The 22,280-nt window shown below is 71.9% G+C and carries 23 protein-coding genes; 9 read left to right on the top strand and 14 right to left on the bottom strand.

The window, feature by feature from the left end:
- Positions 1-5: 5 nt before the first annotated feature.
- The 5 genes from ACNNMR_RS00815 to ACNNMR_RS00795 form a co-directional block, all read right to left on the bottom strand.
- Positions 6-974: a lytic polysaccharide monooxygenase auxiliary activity family 9 protein gene (locus tag ACNNMR_RS00815; protein WP_419992503.1), complete on the bottom strand. Its 969-nt coding sequence runs from the start codon at positions 972-974 to the stop codon at positions 6-8.
- Between the two features lie 112 nt (positions 975-1,086).
- The gene (locus ACNNMR_RS00810) at positions 1,087-1,641 is read right to left on the bottom strand and encodes a dihydrofolate reductase family protein (RefSeq protein ID WP_419992502.1); all 555 of its coding nucleotides are present in this window, start codon (positions 1,639-1,641) and stop codon (positions 1,087-1,089) included.
- 61 nt (positions 1,642-1,702) lie between these two features.
- Positions 1,703-2,407, bottom strand: coding sequence for a helix-turn-helix domain-containing protein (locus ACNNMR_RS00805; RefSeq protein WP_419992501.1), 705 nt, complete (start codon positions 2,405-2,407; stop codon positions 1,703-1,705).
- Between the two features lie 29 nt (positions 2,408-2,436).
- A complete protein-coding gene (locus ACNNMR_RS00800) occupies positions 2,437-3,078 on the bottom strand; it encodes a DNA alkylation repair protein (protein WP_420000230.1) in 642 nt (213 codons plus the stop codon).
- A gap of 40 nt (positions 3,079-3,118) precedes the next feature.
- On the bottom strand, positions 3,119-3,970 hold the full coding sequence (locus tag ACNNMR_RS00795; protein WP_419992500.1) for a helix-turn-helix domain-containing protein: 852 nt from the start codon (positions 3,968-3,970) through the stop codon (positions 3,119-3,121).
- Between the two features lie 103 nt (positions 3,971-4,073).
- Here ACNNMR_RS00795 and ACNNMR_RS00790 point away from each other — a divergent pair, with 103 nt between their 5' ends.
- Complete coding sequence (locus ACNNMR_RS00790) at positions 4,074-4,853, top strand: SDR family oxidoreductase (protein WP_419992499.1); 780 nt, start codon at positions 4,074-4,076, stop codon at positions 4,851-4,853.
- Here the strand turns inward: ACNNMR_RS00790 and ACNNMR_RS00785 are convergent.
- Together ACNNMR_RS00785 and ACNNMR_RS00780 are read right to left on the bottom strand one after the other, a co-directional pair.
- Positions 4,828-5,382, bottom strand: coding sequence for a DUF1203 domain-containing protein (locus ACNNMR_RS00785; RefSeq protein WP_419992498.1), 555 nt, complete (start codon positions 5,380-5,382; stop codon positions 4,828-4,830). The two genes, ACNNMR_RS00790 and ACNNMR_RS00785, sit on opposite strands and share 26 nt — an antisense overlap.
- A gap of 57 nt (positions 5,383-5,439) precedes the next feature.
- A complete protein-coding gene (locus ACNNMR_RS00780) occupies positions 5,440-6,087 on the bottom strand; it encodes a maleylpyruvate isomerase family mycothiol-dependent enzyme (protein ID WP_419992497.1) in 648 nt (215 codons plus the stop codon).
- 71 nt (positions 6,088-6,158) lie between these two features.
- Between ACNNMR_RS00780 and ACNNMR_RS00775 the strand changes: the two genes are divergently transcribed.
- Positions 6,159-7,061 carry a LysR substrate-binding domain-containing protein gene (locus ACNNMR_RS00775; RefSeq protein WP_419992496.1) on the top strand — a complete coding sequence of 301 codons (903 nt, stop codon included), beginning with the start codon at positions 6,159-6,161 and terminating at the stop codon, positions 7,059-7,061.
- A 125-nt stretch (positions 7,062-7,186) separates the two neighbouring features.
- Positions 7,187-8,725: an acyl-CoA synthetase gene (locus ACNNMR_RS00770; RefSeq protein ID WP_419992495.1), complete on the top strand. Its 1,539-nt coding sequence runs from the start codon at positions 7,187-7,189 to the stop codon at positions 8,723-8,725.
- On the opposite strand, the gene ACNNMR_RS00765 is transcribed toward ACNNMR_RS00770, so the two are convergent.
- The 3 genes from ACNNMR_RS00765 to ACNNMR_RS00755 all read right to left on the bottom strand — a co-directional run bounded on the left by ACNNMR_RS00765 (position 8,722) and on the right by ACNNMR_RS00755 (position 10,295).
- Positions 8,722-9,138, bottom strand: a complete 417-nt coding sequence (locus tag ACNNMR_RS00765) for a nuclear transport factor 2 family protein (protein ID WP_419992494.1) — start codon at positions 9,136-9,138, stop codon at positions 8,722-8,724. The two genes, ACNNMR_RS00770 and ACNNMR_RS00765, sit on opposite strands and share 4 nt — an antisense overlap.
- 73 nt (positions 9,139-9,211) lie before the next feature.
- A complete protein-coding gene (locus ACNNMR_RS00760) occupies positions 9,212-9,634 on the bottom strand; it encodes a PaaI family thioesterase (RefSeq protein WP_420000229.1) in 423 nt (140 codons plus the stop codon).
- 58 nt (positions 9,635-9,692) lie between these two features.
- Positions 9,693-10,295: a TetR/AcrR family transcriptional regulator gene (locus tag ACNNMR_RS00755; protein WP_419992493.1), complete on the bottom strand. Its 603-nt coding sequence runs from the start codon at positions 10,293-10,295 to the stop codon at positions 9,693-9,695.
- 97 nt (positions 10,296-10,392) lie between these two features.
- Between ACNNMR_RS00755 and ACNNMR_RS00750 the strand changes: the two genes are divergently transcribed.
- Complete coding sequence (locus tag ACNNMR_RS00750) at positions 10,393-11,433, top strand: LLM class flavin-dependent oxidoreductase (RefSeq protein WP_419992492.1); 1,041 nt, start codon at positions 10,393-10,395, stop codon at positions 11,431-11,433.
- On the top strand, positions 11,430-12,137 hold the full coding sequence (locus ACNNMR_RS00745) for an NADPH-dependent F420 reductase (protein ID WP_420000228.1): 708 nt from the start codon (positions 11,430-11,432) through the stop codon (positions 12,135-12,137). The genes ACNNMR_RS00750 and ACNNMR_RS00745 overlap by 4 nt, the downstream gene beginning before the upstream one ends.
- Here the strand turns inward: ACNNMR_RS00745 and ACNNMR_RS00740 are convergent.
- From ACNNMR_RS00740 to ACNNMR_RS00730, 3 genes are read right to left on the bottom strand one after another with little or no spacing between them, the layout of a single operon-like run.
- The gene (locus ACNNMR_RS00740) at positions 12,124-12,891 is read right to left on the bottom strand and encodes an enoyl-CoA hydratase-related protein (RefSeq protein ID WP_419992491.1); all 768 of its coding nucleotides are present in this window, start codon (positions 12,889-12,891) and stop codon (positions 12,124-12,126) included. The two genes, ACNNMR_RS00745 and ACNNMR_RS00740, sit on opposite strands and share 14 nt — an antisense overlap.
- Before the next feature lie 32 nt (positions 12,892-12,923).
- A complete protein-coding gene (locus ACNNMR_RS00735; RefSeq protein ID WP_419992490.1) occupies positions 12,924-14,207 on the bottom strand; it encodes a hypothetical protein in 1,284 nt (427 codons plus the stop codon).
- Positions 14,204-15,739, bottom strand: a complete 1,536-nt coding sequence (locus ACNNMR_RS00730; RefSeq protein ID WP_419992489.1) for an amino acid adenylation domain-containing protein — start codon at positions 15,737-15,739, stop codon at positions 14,204-14,206. Before ACNNMR_RS00730 ends, ACNNMR_RS00735 begins: the two co-directional genes overlap by 4 nt.
- Before the next feature lie 241 nt (positions 15,740-15,980).
- Between ACNNMR_RS00730 and ACNNMR_RS00725 the strand changes: the two genes are divergently transcribed.
- Both ACNNMR_RS00725 and ACNNMR_RS00720 read left to right on the top strand, forming a co-directional pair.
- Positions 15,981-17,159 carry a CaiB/BaiF CoA transferase family protein gene (locus ACNNMR_RS00725; RefSeq protein WP_419992488.1) on the top strand — a complete coding sequence of 393 codons (1,179 nt, stop codon included), beginning with the start codon at positions 15,981-15,983 and terminating at the stop codon, positions 17,157-17,159.
- The gene (locus ACNNMR_RS00720; protein ID WP_419992487.1) at positions 17,156-18,325 is read left to right on the top strand and encodes an acyl-CoA dehydrogenase family protein; all 1,170 of its coding nucleotides are present in this window, start codon (positions 17,156-17,158) and stop codon (positions 18,323-18,325) included. Before ACNNMR_RS00725 ends, ACNNMR_RS00720 begins: the two co-directional genes overlap by 4 nt.
- On the opposite strand, the gene ACNNMR_RS00715 is transcribed toward ACNNMR_RS00720, so the two are convergent.
- Positions 18,292-19,305, bottom strand: coding sequence for a DMT family transporter (locus ACNNMR_RS00715; protein WP_419992486.1), 1,014 nt, complete (start codon positions 19,303-19,305; stop codon positions 18,292-18,294). The two genes, ACNNMR_RS00720 and ACNNMR_RS00715, sit on opposite strands and share 34 nt — an antisense overlap.
- A 189-nt stretch (positions 19,306-19,494) precedes the next feature.
- On the opposite strand from ACNNMR_RS00715, the gene ACNNMR_RS00710 reads away from it, so the two are divergent.
- Together ACNNMR_RS00710 and ACNNMR_RS00705 are read left to right on the top strand one after the other, a co-directional pair.
- Positions 19,495-20,286: an SAM-dependent methyltransferase gene (locus tag ACNNMR_RS00710; protein WP_419992485.1), complete on the top strand. Its 792-nt coding sequence runs from the start codon at positions 19,495-19,497 to the stop codon at positions 20,284-20,286.
- 88 nt (positions 20,287-20,374) lie between these two features.
- Positions 20,375-22,267 carry an ABC transporter ATP-binding protein gene (locus ACNNMR_RS00705; protein WP_419992484.1) on the top strand — a complete coding sequence of 631 codons (1,893 nt, stop codon included), beginning with the start codon at positions 20,375-20,377 and terminating at the stop codon, positions 22,265-22,267.
- The last annotated feature ends 13 nt before the right edge of the window (positions 22,268-22,280 follow it).

The following is a 22,280-nucleotide window of genomic DNA, read 5'->3' as shown; positions in this document are numbered from 1 at the left end:
GCGGCTCAGGCCATCGGGTTCCGGTCGGGGCGGTTGCGGCGGAAGTAGAGCAGTACGCCGGCCGCTGCGACCAGGGTTGCGGTGGTCACCGGCAGGATGAGCGAGGTGCCGGTCGAGGACTCCGGCGCTTGGCTCGCGGTGTCCGCGACATCCGCGACATCCGCGACGTCGGCGGCGTGACCGGAGTGGTCGCCGTGATGTGCCACGGCCTGTGCGGCCTTGCTGCCCTTGGCGTCAGCCGCGGCCGCGGAGATCTCCTCCGCCGACTTCGTACCGCCGCCAAGGCCGGTGACCTCGCCCTGGCCGCCGTCGAAGACGACGTCCGAGCAGGAGAAGAAGTTCTCCTGGCTGTCCGAGCGGATCCACTGGATGAAGAGCATGTGCTCGCCGGAGCGCGCCGGGAGCTTCAGGTCCCAGTAGTAGTGGCCGCCGTTCGAGCCGGGGCCGCCGCCCGCCTGCGGCGGGTCGTTCACGGTCTGCAGATGGGTCAGGTCGCCCCAGGCGAGCGGGCTGCTGGGGGACCAGCCGCTGTTGGTGATGTAGACCTCGAAGCGGCCCGGGTGGTGCGCCCAGTTGCTGTACTGCAGCTGGATGTTCGCACCCGAAGTGAGATGCGTCTTGGGCCAGTCGGAGCGGACCGCGTTGTACGGGGAGAAGTTGTACGGGCTCTTGTCCCCTGCGCTGCAGAGCTTCCCGTCGGGGACGTAACCCTGGCCCTTGCCGCCGGCGTTGGAGTCCAGCACCGCGAACCAGTTGTACAGCGGCGTGGTGCTGGCCGCCCTGACCGCGGCGGCGCAGGCAGGGTTCGACGGCATCTGGGTCGAGCTGTTCTGGAGCAGATCCAGGTAGCACAGGTACGTGCGCGAGCCGGGGTCCATCGCGACGCCGTGCGCCGCGGCGGGAGTTGGCGTCAGGGCGATGAGCAGCGCCAGAGCTGCGGTGGCGGGGAGCGCGAGTAAGCGTCTTATGTGCATGGTGGGGGGCTCCTCTGTCCGGGGGTCAGAAGGGATTTTCTTGACTGATCGATTGACTGATCACTGTCAAGTGGGAGCGCTCCCACACCGTAGCGCCGAGTCTTCGTACCCGTCAACGCACCGGACGATAGGTCGCGATGACGACCCCGCTGCTGGTCGGCTGCGCGCTCACCAGCTGAAGCTTCTTGAGCGCGGCATCGTCCGCGAACAGCTTCTTCCGGCCCTCGCCGGCGATCACCGGGTGGATCAGCAGCACCAGCTCGTCCAGCAGATCCTGCTCCAGCAGCGACCGCACCAGCGTCGGGCTGCCCGCGACCGTGATGTCCTTGCCGTCGCCGGCCTTGAGCTCGCCCACGGCGGCCGCCAGATCGCCCTTGATCAGGGTGCTGTTGGCCCAGTCGTCGACGCTGTCCAGGGTCGAGGAGGCGACGTACTTAGGGGATTCATTGATCCACTGCGCGAAGCCGGAGTCCTCCCCGCTGGTCACGGTCGGCCAGTACCCGGCCCACTCGGAGAAGGTCACCCGGCCGAGCAGGATCGTGTCGGCGCTCTCCAGCGACTGCGCCAGCGCCGCGCCCATCTCCTCGTCGAAGTCGAACTGCCACTGGTCCGGCGACTCCACGACACCGTCGAGGGAGATGAAGAGGCCGGTCACTACCTTGCGCATGATTCCTCCATGAGAGTGCGGATTGCTTCGCTCGTCATGGAGATTACGAGGCCGCCGGACCTCAGGTCTTGTACAGAAGCGACAGCGGTCCCGCCTGGTCGTCGCCCGCGCCGAGCTGGGTGGCGGTACGGCCGATGTACCTGGTCAGGGATCGTGCCAGGTGCGGCTGGTCGAAGTACCCGAGCCGATGCACGACATCCTGCGCCGGCGTCCCCTCCTGGAGCAGCACCGCCGCCTGCCGGACGCGGTGGATCTGCCGTACGGCCCCGCGGGTCAGCCCCGTCGCCCCGACGAAGCGCCGCTGCAGCGTCCGCTCCGACACGACCGCCGAGGCCCCGCCGAAGACTGCGGGCACGATCGGGTCGTGGTCGACGATGCCCTCGCGCACCATGCGGCGTACGAACGCCTCGGCCGTGTCGTAGTCGGGAAGGTGCCAGGCGGAGCCCTTCAGCCAGAAGGAGCGCCGTGTGACGTCGGGGATCGCGGCGGCGCCGCCGACCAGCCGGTCGATCGGGATGTGCGGCAGTGAGGTGCCGAGGGCGAAGGTGATCCCGAAGAAGGTCGCGTCCTCGGGGATCGGCGCCTGGCTGGCCCCTGGCTCCGGGCCCAGCACGGCCGCCTGCACCTGGCCGCGGTGCTGCCAGAAGACGAGCTCGCAGTGGGTCGTGGCGATCGAGGTCATCTCGCCGCCGTGGTCGCTGCGGCTGCGCCACACGCGCTCGATGTACGGCAGCTCGGACGGTCGGCTCTCGACGTGCAGGCCCATCAGCGTCACACCCCCCTCAGAGCTTTCGGCTAGCCGCCCTGCCGCCGCACGATCTCGTTGATCCAGACAGGCGCGTACGGAGAGGTGCAGCCCGGGGACGTCGGATAGTCCTTGAGCACTTCCAGCCGCTCACCGATCCCGAGCGCCCGGGCGCGGTGCTCGGCGTGCTTGATCCCGATCTGCGCGAGAGTGTTGTTCATCTCCCACTGCAGGCGGTCAGGGGCGCCCTTCATGTCCGCCTCGATGGTGTCGAGGAGCCCTTCGAGGTCGAGGCCCGCGGGCTTCTTCGCCACCCGCTCCGCCGTCAGCGCCCAGCCGGCGCCCGCCACGACCGGGTCCGGGTCGGCGGACCAGGCGAGGCGCAGCTCCTCGGCGTGCGGGCTCTTCTTCACGGCGTAGTTCACGAGCCAGTCGAGCACCTTGGGTGTGCGCGCCTCGCGCACCATGCCGTCCAGCTCGTCCCGCTCGTACGCCTTCGGCCGGCAGATCAGCAGCGCCAGCAGCCGCGCCGCGGTGTCGTCCGTCGCCCAGAGGGCGCGGGCGAGCTCCTGCTGCGTCTTGAGCCGCTTGGCGACCGCCCGCAGCTTGGTCAGATTCACACCGTGATCGTCACCGTGCTTCTCATTGACCGCGCGAACCTTCGCGTCCTCGAGCCCGGCAAGCTCGGCCATCACCTCGGCGACCGCCGCGTCCGGCACCTTCTGGGCCACCTCAGCCTCCTGTACGTCGCGTGCGAGGCCAGCCTACGGTGGCGGCCAGCGAACCCAGCAGGGTCAGGGCGTCGCTGCTGGGGGAGGCGGGCTCGGCGTGGTAGACGACGAGTTCCTGGCCAGGGGCCGCGCGGACGTCGAAGGTCTGCATGGTCAGGGTGAGTGGGCCCACGTCGCGGTGGTCGAAGCGCTTGCTCTCCAGGGCCTTGCCGCGGGCGTCGTGGCGGAACCACAGCGCGGCGAATTCGGGGCTGCGGTCGAGCAGCTCCGCCAGCACCTCCCGTATCCGCGGATCGTCCGGCGCCGCGCCGCGGCCGAGGCGGAAGCCCGCCACCGAATTACGCGCCACCTCGTGCCAGTCGCGGTAGAAGGTGCGGGCAGCCGGGTCGGTGAAGATCACGTGCAGGAGATTGCGGGAGTGGGGCCAGCCGTGGAAGAGGGCGTCGGCGATGGCGTTGGAGGCGAGGACGTCGTACGCGCGGTTGTAGACGATCGCCGGGTTGTGCGGCCAGGCTTCCAGCAGCGCCGGCAGGCTCGGCTCCACCCGGTCCCGCACCTCGGCCGCCGCCGCCCGCGGGCCCACCCCGGCCAGCCGGAACAGGTGCAGCCGGCCGTCCTCGCCCAGCCGCAGCGCGGCGGCCAGCGCGTCGAGGACCTGGCCCGAGGGCGTACGCTCCCGGCCCTGCTCCAGGCGGATGTAGTAGTCGGCGCTGACGCCGGCGAGCAGCGCGACCTCCTCGCGGCGCAGGCCGGGCACGCGGCGGTGGCCCGTGGCCGGGAGGTTCGCCTCGGCCGGGGTGACCTGGGCGCGGCGGGCGGTGAGGTAGGCGCCGAGCTCGGAGCGTGCTGCCATGCGGCTCATCGTAGGCCGCGGCCCGGTCGTCTTCCTGGGTGTGCCGCACCCAGGAGAACGCCGCCTCTCCCGCTCCGCTCCCGGCCGGGACAGCCTCGGGGCCATGACCACTCATTCCGAAGAAACCGATCCGGGCACCGCGGCAGCCGGCCCGGACAGCGCCCGGAAAGTCGTCCTCGTCACCGGCGCCAGCAGCGGCATCGGCGCTGCCGTCGCCGAGCGGCTCGCGGCCGAGGGCCACCACGTGGTGGCCGGCGCGCGCCGTACCGACCGGCTGCGGGCGCTCGCCGACCGGGCCGCGGCGGCCGGCGGCAGCCTGCACCCGGCGCGGCTGGACGTTACGGACCGCGCCGACGTCGCGGCCTTCGTTGCCGCCGCGCGCGACCGGCACGGCCGCGTCGACGCCCTCGTCGGCAACGCCGGGGTCATGCCCCTGTCCCGCCTCGACTCGCTGCTCGTAGACGAATGGGACCGGATGATCGACGTGAACATCCGCGGCCTGCTGCACGGTATCGCCGCCGCGCTGCCCGTCTTCGCCGCGCAGGGGTCGGGTCACTTCGTCACGGTCGCGAGCGTCGGCGCGCACGAGGTCGTGCCCACGGGTGCGGTCTACTGCGCCACTAAGTACGCGGCCTGGGCGATCACCGAAGGCCTGCGCCAGGAGTCCGACCCGTCGATCCGGGCCACCACCATCTCCCCAGGAGTGGTCGAGTCCGAGCTCGCCGACTCCATCACCGACCCCGGTGCGGCGGCGGCCATGCGCACCTTCCGCGCCCACACCATCGGCCCGTCCGCCATCGCCGCCGCCGTCTCCTACGCCCTCGCCCAGCCCTCGGACGTCGACGTCAACGAGATCGTCATCCGCCCAACCCACCAGCGCTGAACCGCCGTACCTCGTACAGGAAGCAGCCGTGCTCCACCGCCCGTACGTGCACCAGTGCCACGGCCGGGTCGGCGAAGGCCTCCACCAGCATGTGGCGCATGACGGCCTGGGCGTCGTCGGGCCGGGCGGGGAGGTGGACGAGGGTGCCGCCTTCGATCCGGCCTTCGGCGGTGTAGCGGCGCAGGACCCGCTGCGCGCCGGTGTCGGCGAAGGCGTAGCCGGCGTCCGCGTCCGGACCCGGGCAGCGGCCGACGTGGATGAACACCGGCCCGGTCTCGTCGTACGCCCCGGGCTCCGCGCCCGTCTCCGCCGCCCAGCGCCGCAGCGGCGCGTAGGCCACGAGCGCGATCCGCTCACCGGCCCGGCTGCGGCGCAGGCAGCAGCGGAGTGGGGCGCCGTCCATGTCGTACGCATACGGGAGGGGAGCAGCCACCCCCGCGTCATCGCGCTCGCGGAGCTCGGCCAGGACGTGGGCCGGAATGGCGGCCGGCCGGTGTGCCGCGGAACGGGTCTTCGTCGCTGTCGTCATGCCACCAGGCTGCGGGAGCACGGCACGCTGCGCTGGCGAGAATCCGACATCAGGTTTCTACCTCGTGTAGCGGTCGCTTCTCTCGCCGCGCAGGTGCCCAGGAGGCAGCTTGCGGCCGAAGGTGAGGAGCAGCAGGGACTGGGCGCTGCCGTGGAGGGGAGCGCCGGTGCCGTACGACCAGTCGAGGTCATCCGCCTGCAGGTGGACGCCGGTCAGGTCGGCGCCGAAGAACTTCAGGCCGCGGGGGCGGGTTTCCGCCAGTACGGCTTGGAGGCGGGGGGCGGGGACCTGGCGGTCGAGGCCGAGGGCCACGGTGATGTCCAGGCCGTGTACGACGTCGTGGCCGAGGGCCGCAGGGAGGCCGCCTACCGGTGGGGTCCAGGGGTGGTTGGCGTTGTCGCGGAGGAAGGTGGCGAGTTCGGTGGGGGAGTGGGCGGCGGCATCGCGGCGGGCGACGCGGTCGGTCATGCGGTGGAGGCGGCCGGCCGACCTGAGCAGCTGAGCGAGCGTCGCCGGGAGTGAGAGGCGGAAGCCCATGGACATGTGCGCCGCGACCTCGCGCACCCGCCAGCCGGCGCACAGGCTCGGCGCGTCCCACTGGGCCGGGGTGAGGCCGTCGAACAGGTCGGCCAGCTCGCGGCGCTCGGCGGCGATCTCGGAGGTGAGGTCGATGGCGGGGCTGGTGCGGGGCGTTGTCTTGGCCATGGCTCCAGGGTGCGGGTGATAGGTCGCATACGTCCAAGAGACAGTTGCACTGTGATCTAGAATCATCAGTTATGGAACTGCGGCAGCTGCGCTACTTCGTCGAGGTGGTCGACGCGGGCGGCTTCACCCGCGCCGCCGAGCGCCTGCACCTCGCGCAGCCCGGGCTGAGCGCGCAGATCAGGCAGTTGGCGCGGGAGCTGGGGCAGCCGCTGCTGCACCGGGCCGGGCGGTCGGTGACGCTCACCGAGGTCGGCCGGGCCGTGCTGCCGTACGCACGCTCGGCGCTGGCCGCCGTGGACGGGGTCCGGGAGGCCGTCGAGGAGTACACCGGCCTGCTGCGCGGCCGGGTCGCGATCGGCGTCGTATCCGGCGGGACGGGGGAGCTGGTGGACGTGCCCGCCGTACTCGCCGGCTTCCACGCCGCGCACCCGCAGGTGGAGATCTCCCTCGTCGAGGAGAGCTCCGAGCGGATGCAGGCCGCGCTGTCGGCGGGCGAGCTCGACATCGCGCTGATGGGCGTCGCCGATGCCACGCCGCCGGCCGGACTGGCCTTCCGGACGGCCGTGGACGAGCCGCTGGCCGCGGCCGTCGGCACCGGCGATCCGCTGCTGGCGGCTGGCCGCCCCGCCATCCCCCTCACCGCCCTCCGCGACCGCCCGCTGATCTGCCTGCCGCGCGGCAGCGGCGTGCGCACCGTGCTCGAACGGGCCTGTGCCGAGGCCGGGTTCCGGCCGCAGGTCGCGTTCGAGGCGGCCGCCCCGCAGATGCTGCTGCGGCTGGCCGCCCGCGGCCTCGGCATCGCCGTACTCCCGGCCGCCGACGGCGAGGACCTGGGCGACGGGCTGCAGTTGCTGCGCCTGGAACCGGCCGGACTGCGCGGGCGCGTCGTGCTCGCCTGGCGCTCGGCGGAGCCGGGGAATCCGGCGGCACGGGCGCTGCTGGAGCGGCTCCGCGCCGCGCTGCCCGTCCCGTAGGCGTCCCCCCGCGCCCGTCCCGTAGGCGCCATTGTCTTGTGGCGCAATGACGTCTATCCGGCAGCCCCCGCCGGGGCACATGCTCAGTCGCGGGAGTCGAGTGACTCCCGCAGGGGGAGGTCGTCATGCATCTGACTCAGGCCGTCCACCGGGCGCTGCAGCAGGCACCCGACGCGCCGCTCACGGTCTTCGGCGACCGGGTGCGTACGGCGCGCGAGTCCGCCGAGCGCATCGCCCGGCTGGCCGGGGCGCTGCGCGGTCTCGGCATCGAGACCGGCGACCGGGTCGGCATCCTGGCGCTCAACTCCGACCGCTACCACGAGTTTCTGCTGGCCACGTGGTGGATCGGCGCCGCGGTGAACCCGGTCAACACCCGCTGGGCCGCGCCCGAGATCCGCTACGCACTGGAGCAGTCCGGCACCCGCACCCTCTTCGTCGACGACGCCTTCGCGCCGCTGACCGCCGAGCTGCGGGACGCCCTGGACACCGTCGTGCACTGCGGCGAGGAAGCGGCGCCGGACGGGATGCTGTCGTACGAGGAGCTGCTGGCCGGTGCGGAGCCGGTCGAGGACGGCCGGCACGGCGGCGACACCCTCGCCGGCGTCTTCTACACCGGCGGCACCACCGGCTTCCCCAAGGGCGTGATGCTCAGCCACGCCAACATGGCCATCTCCTTCCTCGGCATCCAGGCGGCCACCGCGTTCGCCGAGGCGGGCGGCAGCACGCTGATCGCCGCGCCGATGTTCCACCTCGCGGCGCTGACCACCTGGAGCGTCCAGGCACTCGTCGGCGGCACCCACGTGATCATGCCCGGCTTCGATCCGGTGGCGATGATGCGCGCCATCGAGCGGCACAGGGTGTCCGCCGTGATGCTGCCCCCGGTGATGATGCAGATGCTGGTGGATCACCCGGACATCGGGGCGTACGACCTGTCCAGCGTCCGCAAGTTCAGCTACGGCGCCGCGCCCATCTCCGAGGCGCTGCTGAAGCGGGCGATCGACGCCTTCCCGGAGGCGCGGTTCACGCAGGTGTACGGGATGACGGAGCTGGCCCCGGCGGCCACGCTGCTCACCGCCGACGACCACCTCGAGGGCGGCAGGCTGCGGAGTGGCGGCCGGGCCGCACCGCACGCCGAGGTCCGCATCGTCGGCCCCGACGGCGCGGAGCTGCCGCGCGGGCAGGTCGGCGAGGTCGTCGTCCGCGGCGCCCATGTGATGCGCGGTTACTGGGACAAGCCGGAGGAGACCGCGGAGGTGCTGCGGGACGGCTGGTTCCACTCGGGCGACGGCGCGTATATGGACGAGGACGGCTACGTCTACCTCGTCGACCGCCTCAAGGACATGATCGTGAGCGGCGGCGAGAACGTGTACTCCGTGGAGGTGGAGAACGCCCTCGGCCGCCACCCCGCCGTCGCCACCTGCGCGGTGATCGGCGTCCCCGACGATGCGTACGGCGAGCGCGTGCACGCCGTGGTGATCCTCAAGCCGGGCGCGGCCGCGACTGCCGAGGAGCTGCGCGCGCACTGCAAGACGCTGATCGCCGGCTACAAGGCCCCGCGCACCGCCGAGTTCGTCACGGCACTGCCGCTCTCCCCGGCGGGCAAGGTGCTCAAGCGTGAGCTCCGCAAGCCGTATTGGGAGGGCAAGGACCGCTCGGTGAACTAGTTCTCCGCACGTATCCAGGCCACCTTGATGGTCATCTCGTCGAACCGCCAGCCCGCCGGCGTGCGCACGGCACTCGCGGATACGCGCACGGCGCCGGTCTCGTGGGGCGGTTCGTCGCCGCGGGAGAAGTAGGTGAGCTGATTGGACGTGGCCCGCGCGCGATCGCCGTCGAGGTCCACCACCACATCGGTGTTCTGGTGCAGGGTCTGCTCGTCCGCGAACTGGCTTCGCTTCAGGTGAGCGGTCACCTCCTCCAGCCCGCGCAGCTCGCCGCCGCGCGGCGAGTGCACCACGACGTCCTCGGCGTAGACGGTGGCGATGTCGTCGTGGCGGTGCTCGTCCAGCACATTGGCCAGGCGGGAGAAGAGCTCGGCGATCTCGATACGGTCGGCGATACGGGTGTCAGCGGACACGGAGGCTCCTCGGTGGCAGCTCGAATGTTGGCGCGACCAACATTAGCGTGATTCGTTGGCCGCGCCAACGGATTTAGCCGGCCGGCCGGACCGCCTGCGTCTGCGTGGTCTGCCCGACCGCCCGCTCCTCCGCGTCGTACACATCCGTCTGCACCACGACGAAGCTGCGCCCGACGTGCAGCGGACGGGCCACCGCGCGGGCGTGGCCGGAGCCGACCGGGCGGAAGAAGTTGGTCTTCGACTCGACCGTCGAAGTGGTCGCGCCCTCCGGCAGGTTGAGGAAGGCGCAGACCGCGCCGACCGTGTCCGCGAGGGCCATCAGTGTGCCGCCGTGCAGCGTCTCGCCCGCCGTGCACAGGTCCGCGGACCAGGGGAGGACGCCGGTCGCACGGGCGGCCGTGGCCTCGGGGAGCTCAATGCCCAGGCGGGCGGCGAAGGGCATGGCGGCGAGGAGGCCGGCGGGCTTCGGGGTGGCGTCGGAGGTCATGGCCGACAGTGTGAGCCGTGGCGGGATCTTCGTCCATTACGTCGCGGGGCATTGACTCGCCCGGAGGTCAGCGGCAGATGCGCTCGATCAGCGTCTGCCAGCTGTCCGCGAGCGGGGTGGGGTCGGGGGTCGCGTCCGGGGGTGACAGCAGGATCAGCAGCGGTGCCTCCAGCGCGCCGGTCAGCTGGACGGTCAGGCTGTCCAGGCCGGTGGCGGCGAGGCCCGCCTGGCTCAGCAGCATGCGCAGGTGTGCTCGGGTGAACCCCGTACCTTCGCCGGCCGGTACCGGGCGCGTGCGGTCGAGGGCGGCGCGGGCGATGACGTGGTGCGCCGCGAGAAACTCCGTCCGCGCCCGCCCGTACGCGATCAGCCGCTCGACCGGCTCCGCGCCCGGACCCAGCGGCGGCGGGCCGGTGAGGACCTGATCCTGGAAGGCGTGCTCGTCGTCGTCCAGCAGGGCGTGGAAGATCCCGGCGCGGGTGCCGAAGCGGCGGTAGACCGTGCCCTTGCCGAGTCGGGCCCGCTCGGCCAGGCCGTCCATGGTGACCTTGTCCGCGCCCAGCTCGGCCATCATCGACCGCGCGGCGGCCAGCAGCTGCTCGCGGTTCCGGGCGGCGTCGGCCCGCTCGGGGCGGCGCCCGTCCAGGGGGAGTACGGGTCGGTGGTCCACGGGGCCCAATCTACTGCGGGAATACAACCGGGGTAAAGTCCGTTTTAGCTCGCGACCAGGCCGTATCCACGTCCTGACCACTGCAAAGGAGCCCGCCATGTCCGGCACCACCGACCTCGTCTTCGGCCTCGACACCTTCGGCGACGTGCCGACGGACGACTCCGGCGCCCTCGTCACCGACGCCCGCGCCATCCGGCAGGTCGTCGACGAGGCGGTCCTCGCGGAGGACACCGGTGTCGACGTCATCGCCCTCGGCGAGCACCACCGGCCCGAGTACTCCGTCTCCAGCCCGGAGACGGTCCTGGCCGGCATCGCCACCCGTACCGAAAAGATCCACCTGTCCTCCGGCGTCACCGTGCTCAGCTCGGACGACCCGGTGCGCGTCTTCCAGCGCTTCTCGACGCTCGACGCGCTGTCCAACGGCCGGGCGGAGATCATCCTGGGGCGCGGCTCTTTCACCGAGTCGTTCCCGCTCTTCGGCTACGACCTGGAGGACTACGACGAGCTCTTCGAGGAGAAGATCGGCCTCTTCGCCGAACTGCTGAAGGAGAAGCCGGTCACCTGGAGCGGCAGCCACCGCGCCGCGCTGGACCACGCCGACGTCTTCCCGAAGACCGAGTCCGGCCGCCTCACCACGTGGGTCGGGGTCGGCGGCTCCCCGCAGTCGGTGATCCGCACCGCCCGCTACGGCTTCCCGCTGATGCTCGCCATCATCGGCGGCCCGCCGGAGCGCTTCGCGCCGTACACCGACCTGTACGAGCGGGCCACGGCCAAGTTCGGCACCACGGCGCACCCGATCGGCGTGCACTCGCCGGGCTTCATCGCCGATACGGACGAGGAGGCGCGCGAGCTGCACTGGCCGAACTACCAGATCACGCACAACCGGATCGGCGGGCAGCGCGGCTGGCCGCCGATCACGAAGGAGCAGTACGAGCACGAGATCGCTTCCGGCTCGCAGTACGTCGGCTCCCCGGAGACCGTCGCCCGCAAGATCGCCCGCACGGTGAAGGCGCTCGACGCGGGGCGCTTCGACCTGATCTACACCTCGGGCCCGATGCCGATGAGCGGCCGGCTGCGGGCGGTCGAGCTGTACGGCAGCAAGGTCATCCCGATGGTCCGCGAACTGCTCGCGGACTGACTGCCACGACATCACTGGAGACTCACATGAACACGCTCGGCATCCTCGGCGCCGGCAAGGTCGGCACGGCGCTGGCGCGGCTGGCGCTGGCGGCCGGCTACCGGGTGCTGATCGCCGGCTCCGGCGACCCGGACCGTATCGCCCTCACCACGGAGGTGCTGACCCCGGGCGCCGAACCGGTCACCGGGGCGGAGGCCGCGGCCGGAGCCGATGCGGTGATCCTGGCGCTGCCGCTCGGGAAGTACGACACCGTCCCGGCCGCCGAGCTGCGCGGCAAGCTCGTCATCGACGCGATGAACTACTGGTGGGAGACCGACGGGATCCGCGACGACCTCACGGACCCGCTCGGCTCCTCCAGTGAGCTCGTGCAGCGCCAGCTGCCCGACTCGCGCGTGGTCAAGGCCTTCAATCACATGGGCTACCACGACCTCGAAGACCGGACCCGCCCCGCCGGCGCCCCCGACCGCAAGGCGATCGCGATCGCCGGCGACGACGCGGACGACGTGGCGGCGACCGCCCGCATCGTCGACGCGCTCGGCTTCGACCCGGTGCCGGCGGGACCGCTGGCCGAGGGCGTACGCCTGGAGCCGGGGACGGAGCCCTTCGGCGCCGTCGCCGACGCCGGGACGCTGCGGGCGATGGTCGACCGCTTCCCGGCGTCGGAGCGCGGGCAGGTGCGGGCCGCGGCGGTCAGCGCCCGGTGAAGTGGGGTGCGCGCTTTTCGAGGAAGGCGCGCATCCCTTCCTTCTGGTCCTCGGTGGCGAACAGGGCGTGGAAGAGCCGCCGTTCGAAGAGCAGCCCCTCGCGGAGCGGCAGCTCCTGGGCCCGGTCCATGGCCTCCAGCGCGGCCCGTACGGCAGGAGCCGTGCGGGCCGCGATGGCTGTGGCGACCTTCCGCGCCTCGGCGGCCAGGTCCGCCGCCGGTACGACACGGGCGACCAGGCCCGCGCGCTCGGCCTCGGCGGCGTCCATGGTGCGGCCGGTGAGGATCATGTCCATCGCCTTGGCCTTGCCGACCGCGCGGACCAGGCGCTGGGTGCCGCCGATGCCGGGGATCACGCCGAGGGCGAGTTCCGGCTGGCCGAAGACGGCGGTGTCGGCCGCGATGACCAGGTCGCACATCATGGCCAGCTCGCAGCCGCCGCCGAGCGCGTAACCCGAGACCGCCGCCACGGTCGGGGTGCGCAGGGCGGCGAGGGCGTCCCAGCCGGCGAAGTAGTCCTCCGCGGCCATCTCGGCGGCGGACTTCGGCGCCATCTCGCGGATGTCGGCGCCGGCGGCGAAGGCGCGGTCGGAGCCGGTGATGATGAAACAGCCGATCTCCGGGTCCTGGTCCAGGTCGCGGAGGGCGCCGGTGAGTTCGGTCATGAGGGTGCTGCTGAGAGCGTTGAGGACCTCGGGGCGGTGCAGGCGGGCGGTGACGACGGCGCCTTCACGCTCCAGCTTGAGGTGTTCCACTGCTGCCTCCTTCAGTGAGGGGTGGTGGTCGGTCAGGAGTCCCAGATGGCGCCGTACGCGGGGATGCCGCGGCTCTCCAGGCCGTGCACGACCTTCCAGGTGAGCTTCTTGTTGGCAATGCAGATCACGGCCTCGGCGCCGGTGCGCCGCCAGGCGTCGTAGGCGAGGTGCACCATGTCGGGCTTGCCGTGCGCGTCCGTGTCCCAGATGAGGGCGTCGGGCTGGACCGCGAGGATCTCGTCCACGAGTTCGTCGCCGTAGGTACGGCGCGGTGCCCGGGTGGACCAGACGAGCGTGGCGGGCACTTCGCGGGCGAGGAGGTGCGGCAGGCAGGGGCCGATGCCGCTGCCGGTGGCGACGTAGACGACCTTGGTGAAGAGCCGCTCGATGTTGGCGACGCCGGCGGTGGTGATGCCCTTGACCCATACGTGTTCGGGCGCGTCATCGATGAAGCTGCCGGTCCAGTCGCCGGCCCGGGAGACCGTCAGGCGGAAGCCGTCCTCGCCCGGGGCGGGCACGTTGGCGAACGAGTGCCATTCCCTGAGCGGGCTGCGGCTGATGGCGGTGGAGGAGCCGGCGAAGGGGGTTTCGCCGTGATCGAAGCGGGCCACGGCCACATGCGGGGAGGGGCGGGTGATCCGTACCGGCACCTTGCGCAGCCGCAGCCAGGGCAGCGCGACGCAGGCCGTAATGCCCGCGAGCACCGCCAGCGCGACCGCGGACGCGGTCAGCGCCGCCTGCGCCCAGAGGAGCGCGAGGGCCGCCCAGCCGGCGAAGCGGTGCGTGCGCTCGAAGAGGTCGTGGCGCGGGGTGCGGATGCGGGGGAGCGCGGTGATCAGCATGGCGGCGAGCAGGGCGAGGGGCGCGTAACTCACCGCCAGGACCGGCCAGTCGGCGCCCTCGGCGGTGAGCGCGACGACCGAGGCGGCGAACCAGAGCGAGCCCGCGAGTGCGCCGCCGACGTGCAGGCCGCCGAAGTGGTAGACCTTGCCGAGCGTCCAGCGGACCTTCAGGGGCCAGTGCGGTGGGGCGGATGTGGCCACCCGGAAGAAGAAGTTGATGACGTACTGATTGCGGACGACCACGGCCAGGGCGACGTTGGCGAGCGCCGCGTACGAAAGGATGCGCGCGTCCCACTGCTTGGTGAGGGCCAGAATGGCGTTGAGGGCGAGGACGGCCGCGGCCAAGCGGTTGTAGTGCATCAGGCGGGGGTGCTTGAACGAGCGCCGCAGCCGGCCGGTGGGCGGCGGCAGCGGCGGCTGCGCCCGCTCGGCAGAGGTGGTGATACGGGTGGTGGGAGCCGTGGGCGCGGTCATGAGACGGCCCCCTGGGCGAGCACCGCGGGCGCGGGGCGGACGGCCGCGGCGCCGGTGGCCACGGCCTGGCGCAGCAGCGCCTTGTCGACCTTGCCGCGCGGGGTGAGCGGCAGTTCATCGAGCGCGTACACCTCGGCGGGGACGCAGTAGTACGGCAGGGCGGCGGCCACCGCTTCGCGCGCGGCGTGGGGGTTCACGCCCGCCGGGGCCACGAAGGCGACCAGGCTGCGGTCGTCCCGCTTGAGCGTCAGCGCCTGCCCACAGCCGGGCACCGACTCGAGCACGGCGGAGACCGAGTCCAGCTCGACGCGGAAGCCGCGCACCTTGACCTGGTCATCGGTGCGGCCGAGATGCTCCAGCTCGCCGTACGGGGTCCAGCGGCCCAGGTCGCGGGTGTTGAACATCATCCGTCCCGCGCCGAGGAACGGGTCGGGCGCATAGCGCTCCGCGTTGAGGTCCGGGTTGTCCAGATAGCCCGCGGAGACGCAGTCGCCCCCGGCCCACATCTCGCCGGTCTCGCCGGGTGGCAGCTGCCGTCGGTACTCGTCCAGGACGTAGACGGTGTTGTTCGGGGTGGGGCTGCCGATGGTGAGCGGGCCGCCGGGGACATGCCGGTGCATGGTGTTGACGATGGTGGTCTCGGTGGGGCCGCAGCAGTTGTAGAAGACCGCCCGGCGGGCCCAGGCGTCGGCGAGCGGGCGCGGGCAGGGCTCGCCCGCGACGGCCACGGTCCTGACGTACGGGCAGCGCGCCGGATCGATGCGGGCGAGCACGCTCGGGGTGGCGATGAGGACGTCGGCGCGCTCGGCGGTGGCGGCGATGCCGGAGTCCCGGATGAGCAGGGTGGCGCCGTGGGACAGGCAGCCGAGGATCTCCCAGGAGGCCATGTCGAAGGCGATGTTGAGTAATTGGGCGACGCGCAGGCCCGGGTGGATGGCCAGGTCGCCCGGGGAGGTGAGCAGGAGGTTGCAGACGTTGCGGTGGGTGACGGCGACGCCGTTGGGCCTGCCGGTGGTGCCGGAGGTGAAGAGCACGTAGCAGGCGTCGTCGGGGGTGAGCGCGCGTCGGGGCGGGGCGGCGGATTGAGGCGCGGCAGGGCGCGGCGCTGCGGCACCGGTCATCACCTCGTCGATGGCGACCAGCGTGCCGCCCTCGGGGACGGGGGCCAGACCGGCGAACTCGGAGAGGGTGAGGACGACCTTGATCCGGGCGGTGCGCGTGACGTGCCGCAGCTGCGCGGCGGGCGCGATGGCGATGTCCTGCGGGACGTACGCGGCGCCGGCCTTCAGCGTCGCCAGCAGCCCGACGAGCATCGGCAGGGAGCGGCGGAGGAAGAGGCCGACCGCGTCGCCGGGGCCGATGCCGAGGCCGGTCAGTAAGGCGGCCAGGCGGTCGGCCTGCTGGTTGAGTTCGGCGTACGTGAGGGCCTCGCCGCGGTGTTCGGCGGCGATGGCGTGGGGGCGGGTGGCGGCGTGTTCCTCGATGGGCCGGTGGATGAGTTGGTGTGACGGCGTGGCATGTGTCAGGCGCACGGAATCCTCCAGGCGATGACGCGCTCCTGCCGTCGCCGGGGCCGCGAGCGGCGGAGCGGATGCGGGGGTGTCGTGTGCGCACACGAAGCCGGTGTTCGGGATTTTGAACATCGGTTGACCGGCTGACGTATGGGACTGTGCAGGACTTTCGGTTGAACGGTCAACAGGTGATGCGCTCTTGAATTAGCGTGCGTTTTAGTGTATTTGATCCCGATTTGACAGGCCGGACATGATGGGCAGCATGCTGCCTCTCTCCGGAATTACGGTGGTCAGCCTCGAGCAGGCGGTCGCGGCGCCTTTCGCCACGCGGCAGCTGGCGGATCTCGGGGCTCGGGTGATCAAGGTCGAGCGGCCGGGGGGAGGGGATTTCGCGCGGCGGTACGACACGACCGTGGCGGGGGAGTCGAGCTACTTTGTGTGGCTGAATCGGTCGAAGGAGTCGATCCAGCTCGATCTGAAGTCCGATGGCGGGCGGCGGGTGGTCGGGCAACTGCTCGCCGGTGCGGATGTGTTCGTACAGAATCTGGCGCCCGGCGCGGCCGACCGTCTCGGTCTCGGAGCGGAGGAGCTGCGGGGGCGCTTCCCGGAGCTGATCCCCTGCACCATCTCCGGTTACGGCACCACCGGGCCGGCCGCGCAGCGCAAGGCGTACGACCTGCTGGTGCAGTGCCAGACCGGCCTGGTCTCGCTCACCGGCACCGCGGAGGAGGCCGCGCGCAGCGGCATCTCGATCGCCGATATCGCGGCTGGGATGTACGCGTACTCCGGGATCCTGACCGCCCTGTACACCCGCGCCACGACCGGCGTCGCCCGCGCCGTGGAGGTCTCGCTCTTCGAGGCCCTCGCGGAGTGGATGCACCAGCCCGCGTACTACACCGGCTATGGGGGCACCCAGCCGCCGCGCATGGGCACGCGGCATCCGACGATCGCCCCGTACGGCGCCTTCACCGCGAAGGACGGGAAGGAGGTGCTCTTCTCGATCCAGAACGAGCGGGAGTGGGCGGCGCTGTGCGAGCAGTTCCTGGAGCGGCCCGGGCTGGTGGCGGATCCGCGGTTTGCGACCGGGTCGGCGCGGGTGGCGCATCGGGGGGAGGTCGACGGGATCGTGGCCGATCGTTTCCGGGGGTTGGGCGCGGCGGAGGCGATGGGGCTGCTGGATGCGGCGGGGATCGCCAATGCGCCGGTCAATGACGTGCGGGAGTTCCTCGATCATCCGGTGCTGAGCGGCAGGGGCCGCTGGGCGCAGGTGGGGCTGCCGGGCGGTGGGGAGGCGCGGGCGCTGATTCCTCCGGCCGATCTCGATGGCGTCAGCCCGCGCATGGATCCGATACCCGCGGCGGGCGAGCATACGGAACGTATTCTCGCCGAACTCGGCTATAGCGAAGCCGATATCGCCGCCCTGAAGGGGAGCGGCGGATGAGCGCGCTCGACGGCCTCCCCGAGCACGAGCGGCTGGTCGTCGGCACGGTCCGCGACTTCGTCGACAAGGACGTCAGGCCCGTTGTCCGCGACTTGGAGCACACCGACACGTATCCCGAGTCGCAGATCGAGCAGATGAAGCGGCTGGGCGTCTTCGGCCTCGCCATCCCGGAGGAGTACGGCGGAACGCCGGTCTCCACCCCTTGCTATGTCCTGGTCACCGAGGAGCTCGCCCGCGGCTGGATGAGTCTCGCCGGGGCGATGGGCGGCCACACTGTCGTCGCGAAGCTGCTGCTGCACTTCGGGACGGAGGCGCAGAAGCGGCGCTATCTGCCCCGGATGGCGACCGGCGAGATCCGCGCGACCATGGCGCTGACCGAGCCGGGCGGGGGCTCCGACCTGCAGGCGATACGTACAACTGCCCGCGCGCGCGATCACGGCGGCTATGTCGTCGACGGCACCAAGACGTGGATCACCAACTCCCGCCGATCCCGCCTCATCGCCCTGCTGGCCAAGACCGACCCCGGCGCCACCCCCGCCCACCGCGGTATCTCCATCCTTCTGGTCGAGCACGGCCCGGGCCTGACCGTCTCCCGCGATCTGCCGAAGCTCGGCTATAAGGGAGTGGAGAGCTGCGAGCTCGCATTCGATACGTATAACGCGCCCGCGGACGCCCTCCTAGGCGGCGTCGAGGGTGAGGGCTTCGCGCAGATGATGACGGGCCTGGAGACCGGCCGGCTGCAGGTCGCCGGCCGCGCCCTCGGCGTCGGGCGGGCCGCGCTGGAGGACTCCCTCGCGTACGCCCAGCAGCGGGAGTCATTCGGCAAGCCCATCTGGCGCCACCAGGCGATCGGCGGCTATCTCGCCGACATGGCGACCAAGCTCACCGCCGCCCGCCAGCTGACGCTCTACGCCGCCCGGCGGGCGGACGCGGGCAGCCGGGTGGACATGGAGGCGGGCATGGCCAAGCTCTTCGCTTCCGAGACCGCCATGGAGATCGCCCTGAACGCCGTCCGTATCCACGGCGGCTACGGCTACTCGACAGAGTTCGACGTGGAACGATACTTCCGCGATGCACCCTTGATGATCGTGGGCGAGGGCACCAACGAGATCCAGCGCAACGTCATCGTCCGTCAGCTCGTGGAGCGAGGCGGGCTCGATACCTGACGGGCGTCCGTCGCGGCGTCCGCCTCCGCCGTACCCGACGCCACTATCCGGCTCGCCCGCCGCCCGGGCAGCGCCGCCAGCGCCACCGCCGCGAGGGCCAGCGCGGCCCCGGCCACCGTGGCCGTCGTGACCGACGCGTCCCCGTGCGGGAGGAAGGTGTCCAGGGCGAGCGAGCCCAGCAGCTGGCCCGTAATGGTGCACAGGCCCAGCAGGAGCACGCCCAGCCGGGACACCGTCGCGACCGCTATCGCGATGAAGCCGCAGCCGATCAGTCCGCCCAGGTAGAGATACGGGGTCGTCGGCAGGTGGGCCGGCAGCCCGGCGACCGCCGTGTGGATCAGGAAGATGATCGCCAGCGCCGAGGTGCCCGCCGCGAAGTTGAACCACGTCCCCGTGTACGCCGAACCCGACGACACGCGGACATGCCCATTCACCGCCTGCTGCCAGCTCACGCACACCCCCGCCGCCAGCGGCAGCGCCAGCAGCCCCAGCGCGAAACCGCCGTCCAGCTTGTCCGCCATGGACAGCGCCACGGCCGCCAGTACCAGCGCCGCGCCCGTCATACGGCGGGCCGTCGGCCGCTGCGGGCCGGCCGGGCCAAGGCCCATCCGGTCGAAGACCAGGCCGCCGCCCACCTGCCCGGCGACGATCGCGACCGTGAAGAGCGCCACCCCGAGCGCGCCCACGGCCAGGCCCTGGGTGAGTACGAAGGCCGCGCCGCCGAAGCCGCCGACCAGCTGCCACCAGCGCAGCCGGCCCGCCCGTACGTCCCGCACCACGACTCCGACGCCCCGGCGCGGCCGGGCCATGAAGAGCAGGCCGAGGGTCAGGAAGATCAGCCCCGAGCCGAAGGAGATCAGCGCCGCCGTGAAGCCGTCGTCGCCGAGTGCCGCGGCGAGCTCGCCGGTGATACGGGACTGGAGGGCGATGAGCGCGCCGGAGACGACGGCCAGGAGGGCCCAGGGGGCGGCGGCGGGCATGGTGCGGGGGTGTCCTTCTCGGTAGCTGACGTGCGGTTTCCCTTGTGAATGTAAGCGGGAACCGGGGCTCTGCGCGATCGGGCCCAGGTGGTGAGACGAGCGGTTGTCCACAGGTGCTCGGCCGCCGGCATCAAGTGGCCCGGAGACCCGCTAAGTTGGGGCTGATCAATTCCCCGCCAGGAGGTTTCAGTGAACAGCGACCCGCGGATCGACCCCAGCGTCCCGCACTCCGCCCGCATCTGGAACTACTGGCTGGGCGGCAAGGACAATTACGCCGCCGACCGTGCCGTCGGCGACCAGGTCCGCGAGGTCTACCCGGCGATCGTCGACGTCGCCCGGCACTCACGGCTCTTCCTCGGGCGCGCGGTGCGGCTGATAGCGGGGGAGCGGGGGATCCGGCAGTTCCTCGACATCGGCACCGGGCTGCCCACCGCCGACAACACCCACGAGGTCGCCCAGCGCACCGCCCCCGAATCGCGCATCGTCTACGTGGACAACGACCCCCTCGTACTCACGCACGCCCGCGCGCTGCTCACCTCCAGCCCGGAGGGCGCCTGCGCGTACATCGACGGCGACGCCCGGGAGCCGGAGAAGATCCTCGCCGAGGCGGCCAGGACGCTCGACTTCGACCGGCCGGTCGGCCTGATGCTGCTGGGCGCCCTCGGCAGCGTCCTCGACGACGAGGAGGCGTATGCGATCCGCGACCGGCTCGTGGCCGCGCTTGCCCCGGGCAGCTATCTGGTCTTCGAGGACGGTACGAACGCGATCAACAGGGAGGCGGCCGACGCCGCCGAGCAGACCCGCGCCGAGGGCGGCGATCCGTACCGGCTGCGGGACCGGGAGCAGATGGCGCGGTTCCTCGACGGGCTCGAGGTGCTGGAGCCGGGGCTGGTGTCCGTATCGCGGTGGCGGGTGGAGGGGAACGCCTTCCGGGAGCCGGAGGAGGTCAATGCCTTCTGCGCGGTCGCCCGTAAGCCGTGAGCGAGGCTCCTGTCCGGGCATAGCTTGAGCTCAACCATGGTTGAGGTTCTACGGTGACGACGAATACCTCACCCGGCGGGAGAAACCCATGGATATGCAGGCCACCGCGTGGCAGTCGCTGCACAGCACCGTCACCGCGCAGCGCGACAAGCGACCGCTCAGCAAGGCCGGGCTCGGCCGCATCTGGGCGTTCGCGCAGCCGCACCGGCGGCTGCTGGCATGGTTTCTCGTCCTGAGCGTCGTCACCTCGGCCCTCGCCGTGGCCACGCCGCTGCTCGCCGGGCAGGTCGTGGACGCGATCGTCGGGGACAAGGGGCAGGGCGTGGTGGTCGGGCTCGCCGTGCTCATTGCGGGCATCGCGATCGGCGAGGCCGGCATCGGCCTCATCGCCCGATGGCTGTCCGCGAGGATCGGCGAGGGGCTGATCCTGCAGCTGCGGACCGCCGTCTACGAGCATGTGCAGAAGATGCCGGTCGCCTTCTTCACCCGCACCCGCACCGGCGCCCTCGTCAGCCGCCTCAACAACGACGTCCTCGGCGCCCAGCGCGCCTTCAGCAACACCCTCTCCGGCGTCGTCGGCAACCTGGTCACCCTCCTCCTCACCCTCGCGGTCATGCTCCGCATCTCCTGGACGATCACGCTGCTCGCGCTCGTCCTGCTCCCCGTCTTCATCCTCCCGGCCCGCCGCATGGGCGCCCGCCTGGCCCGGCTGCAGCGCGAGGCCGCCGACCACAACGCCGCCATGGGCACCCGCATGACCGAGCGCTTCTCCGCGCCCGGCGCCACCCTCGTGAAGCTGTACGGGCAGCCGGACCGGGAGGCCGCCGAGTTCGCCGACCGGGCCGCGCGGGTGCGGGACATCGGCATCCGTACGGCCATGACCCAGACCGTCTTCGTCACCGCCCTCACCCTGGTCTCCGCCCTCGCCCTCGCCCTCGTGTACGGGCTCGGCGGCTGGCTCGCGCTCGGCGGAAAGCTGGAGACCGGCGCCGTCGTCGCGCTGTCGATGCTGATCACACGGCTGTACGCGCCGCTGACCTCCCTCGCGGGCGCGCGGGTGGAGGTGATGAGCGCGCTGGTCAGCTTCGAGCGGGTCTTCGAGGTGCTCGACCTCAAGCCGCTGATCGAGGAGAAGCCGGACGCGCGGCCGCTGCCCAAGGCGGCCGCCTCGGTCGAGTTCGACAAGGTCTCCTTCGCCTACCCGGCCGCCGACAAGGTCTCCCTCGCCTCCCTGGAGGAGGTCGCCGCCCTCGACACCCGCGGCGGCGACACCGTGCTGCACGACATCTCCTTCCGCGCCGAGCCCGGCCAGATGGTCGCCCTCGTCGGCTCCTCAGGCGCCGGGAAGTCCACCATCGCTTCACTGCTGCCGCGGCTGTACGACGTGGACGCGGGCGCGGTGCGGGTCGGAGGCGAGGACGTACGCGACCTCACCGCAGACTCGCTGCGGGCCACGCTCGGGATGGTCACCCAGGACGGGCACCTCTTCCACGACACCGTCCGCGCCAACCTGGCCCTCGCCAAGCCGGACGCGCAGGACGACGAGATCTGGGACGCCCTGCGCCGGGCCCGCCTCGACGGCCTCGTCGCCGCGCTGCCCGACGGCCTGGACACCATCGTCGGCGAACGCGGCTACCGCCTCTCCGGCGGCGAACGGCAGCGGCTGACCATCGCCCGGCTGCTGCTCGCCCAGCCCCGGGTCGTCATCCTCGACGAGGCCACCGCACACCTCGACTCCACGTCCGAGGCGGCCGTACAGGAAGCGCTGGGCGAGGCGCTCGCCGGGCGGACGGCCGTGGTCATCGCGCACCGGCTGTCCACGATCCGGCAGGCGGACCTGATCCTCGTGGTCGAGAACGGGCGGATCGTGGAGCGCGGCACCCACACCGCGCTGCTGGCCGCACAGGGGCGCTACGCCGAACTGCACCGGACCCAGTTCGGGGCGGAGGGGACACCGGAGGGCGAGTCGGTCGCGGCCTGACGGCTGCGTTGTC

This window comes from Streptomyces boninensis, from assembly GCF_048572725.1.
In the GTDB taxonomy this organism is placed as follows: domain Bacteria; phylum Actinomycetota; class Actinomycetes; order Streptomycetales; family Streptomycetaceae; genus Streptomyces; species Streptomyces boninensis.
The sequence above is the reverse complement of the archived record's forward strand: the minus strand, read 5'-3'. Positions and strand labels throughout refer to the sequence as shown.

Bases quoted from the DNA above. Each gene is read 5' to 3' on its own strand.
- ACNNMR_RS00815 (WP_419992503.1), bottom strand. From the start codon at position 974: ATGCACATAAGACGCTTACTCGCGCTCCCCGCCACCGCAGCTCTGGCG.
- ACNNMR_RS00810 (WP_419992502.1), bottom strand. From the start codon at position 1,641: ATGCGCAAGGTAGTGACCGGCCTCTTCATCTCCCTCGACGGTGTCGTG.
- ACNNMR_RS00805 (WP_419992501.1), bottom strand. From the start codon at position 2,407: ATGGGCCTGCACGTCGAGAGCCGACCGTCCGAGCTGCCGTACATCGAG.
- ACNNMR_RS00800 (WP_420000230.1), bottom strand. From the start codon at position 3,078: ATGGCCGAGCTTGCCGGGCTCGAGGACGCGAAGGTTCGCGCGGTCAAT.
- ACNNMR_RS00795 (WP_419992500.1), bottom strand. From the start codon at position 3,970: ATGGCAGCACGCTCCGAGCTCGGCGCCTACCTCACCGCCCGCCGCGCC.
- ACNNMR_RS00790 (WP_419992499.1), top strand. From the start codon at position 4,074: ATGACCACTCATTCCGAAGAAACCGATCCGGGCACCGCGGCAGCCGGC.
- ACNNMR_RS00785 (WP_419992498.1), bottom strand. From the start codon at position 5,382: ATGACGACAGCGACGAAGACCCGTTCCGCGGCACACCGGCCGGCCGCC.
- ACNNMR_RS00780 (WP_419992497.1), bottom strand. From the start codon at position 6,087: ATGGCCAAGACAACGCCCCGCACCAGCCCCGCCATCGACCTCACCTCC.
- ACNNMR_RS00775 (WP_419992496.1), top strand. From the start codon at position 6,159: ATGGAACTGCGGCAGCTGCGCTACTTCGTCGAGGTGGTCGACGCGGGC.
- ACNNMR_RS00770 (WP_419992495.1), top strand. From the start codon at position 7,187: ATGCATCTGACTCAGGCCGTCCACCGGGCGCTGCAGCAGGCACCCGAC.
- ACNNMR_RS00750 (WP_419992492.1), top strand. From the start codon at position 10,393: ATGTCCGGCACCACCGACCTCGTCTTCGGCCTCGACACCTTCGGCGAC.
- ACNNMR_RS00735 (WP_419992490.1), bottom strand. From the start codon at position 14,207: ATGACCGCGCCCACGGCTCCCACCACCCGTATCACCACCTCTGCCGAG.
- ACNNMR_RS00725 (WP_419992488.1), top strand. From the start codon at position 15,981: ATGCTGCCTCTCTCCGGAATTACGGTGGTCAGCCTCGAGCAGGCGGTC.
- ACNNMR_RS00720 (WP_419992487.1), top strand. From the start codon at position 17,156: ATGAGCGCGCTCGACGGCCTCCCCGAGCACGAGCGGCTGGTCGTCGGC.
- ACNNMR_RS00715 (WP_419992486.1), bottom strand. From the start codon at position 19,305: ATGCCCGCCGCCGCCCCCTGGGCCCTCCTGGCCGTCGTCTCCGGCGCG.
- ACNNMR_RS00705 (WP_419992484.1), top strand. From the start codon at position 20,375: ATGGATATGCAGGCCACCGCGTGGCAGTCGCTGCACAGCACCGTCACC.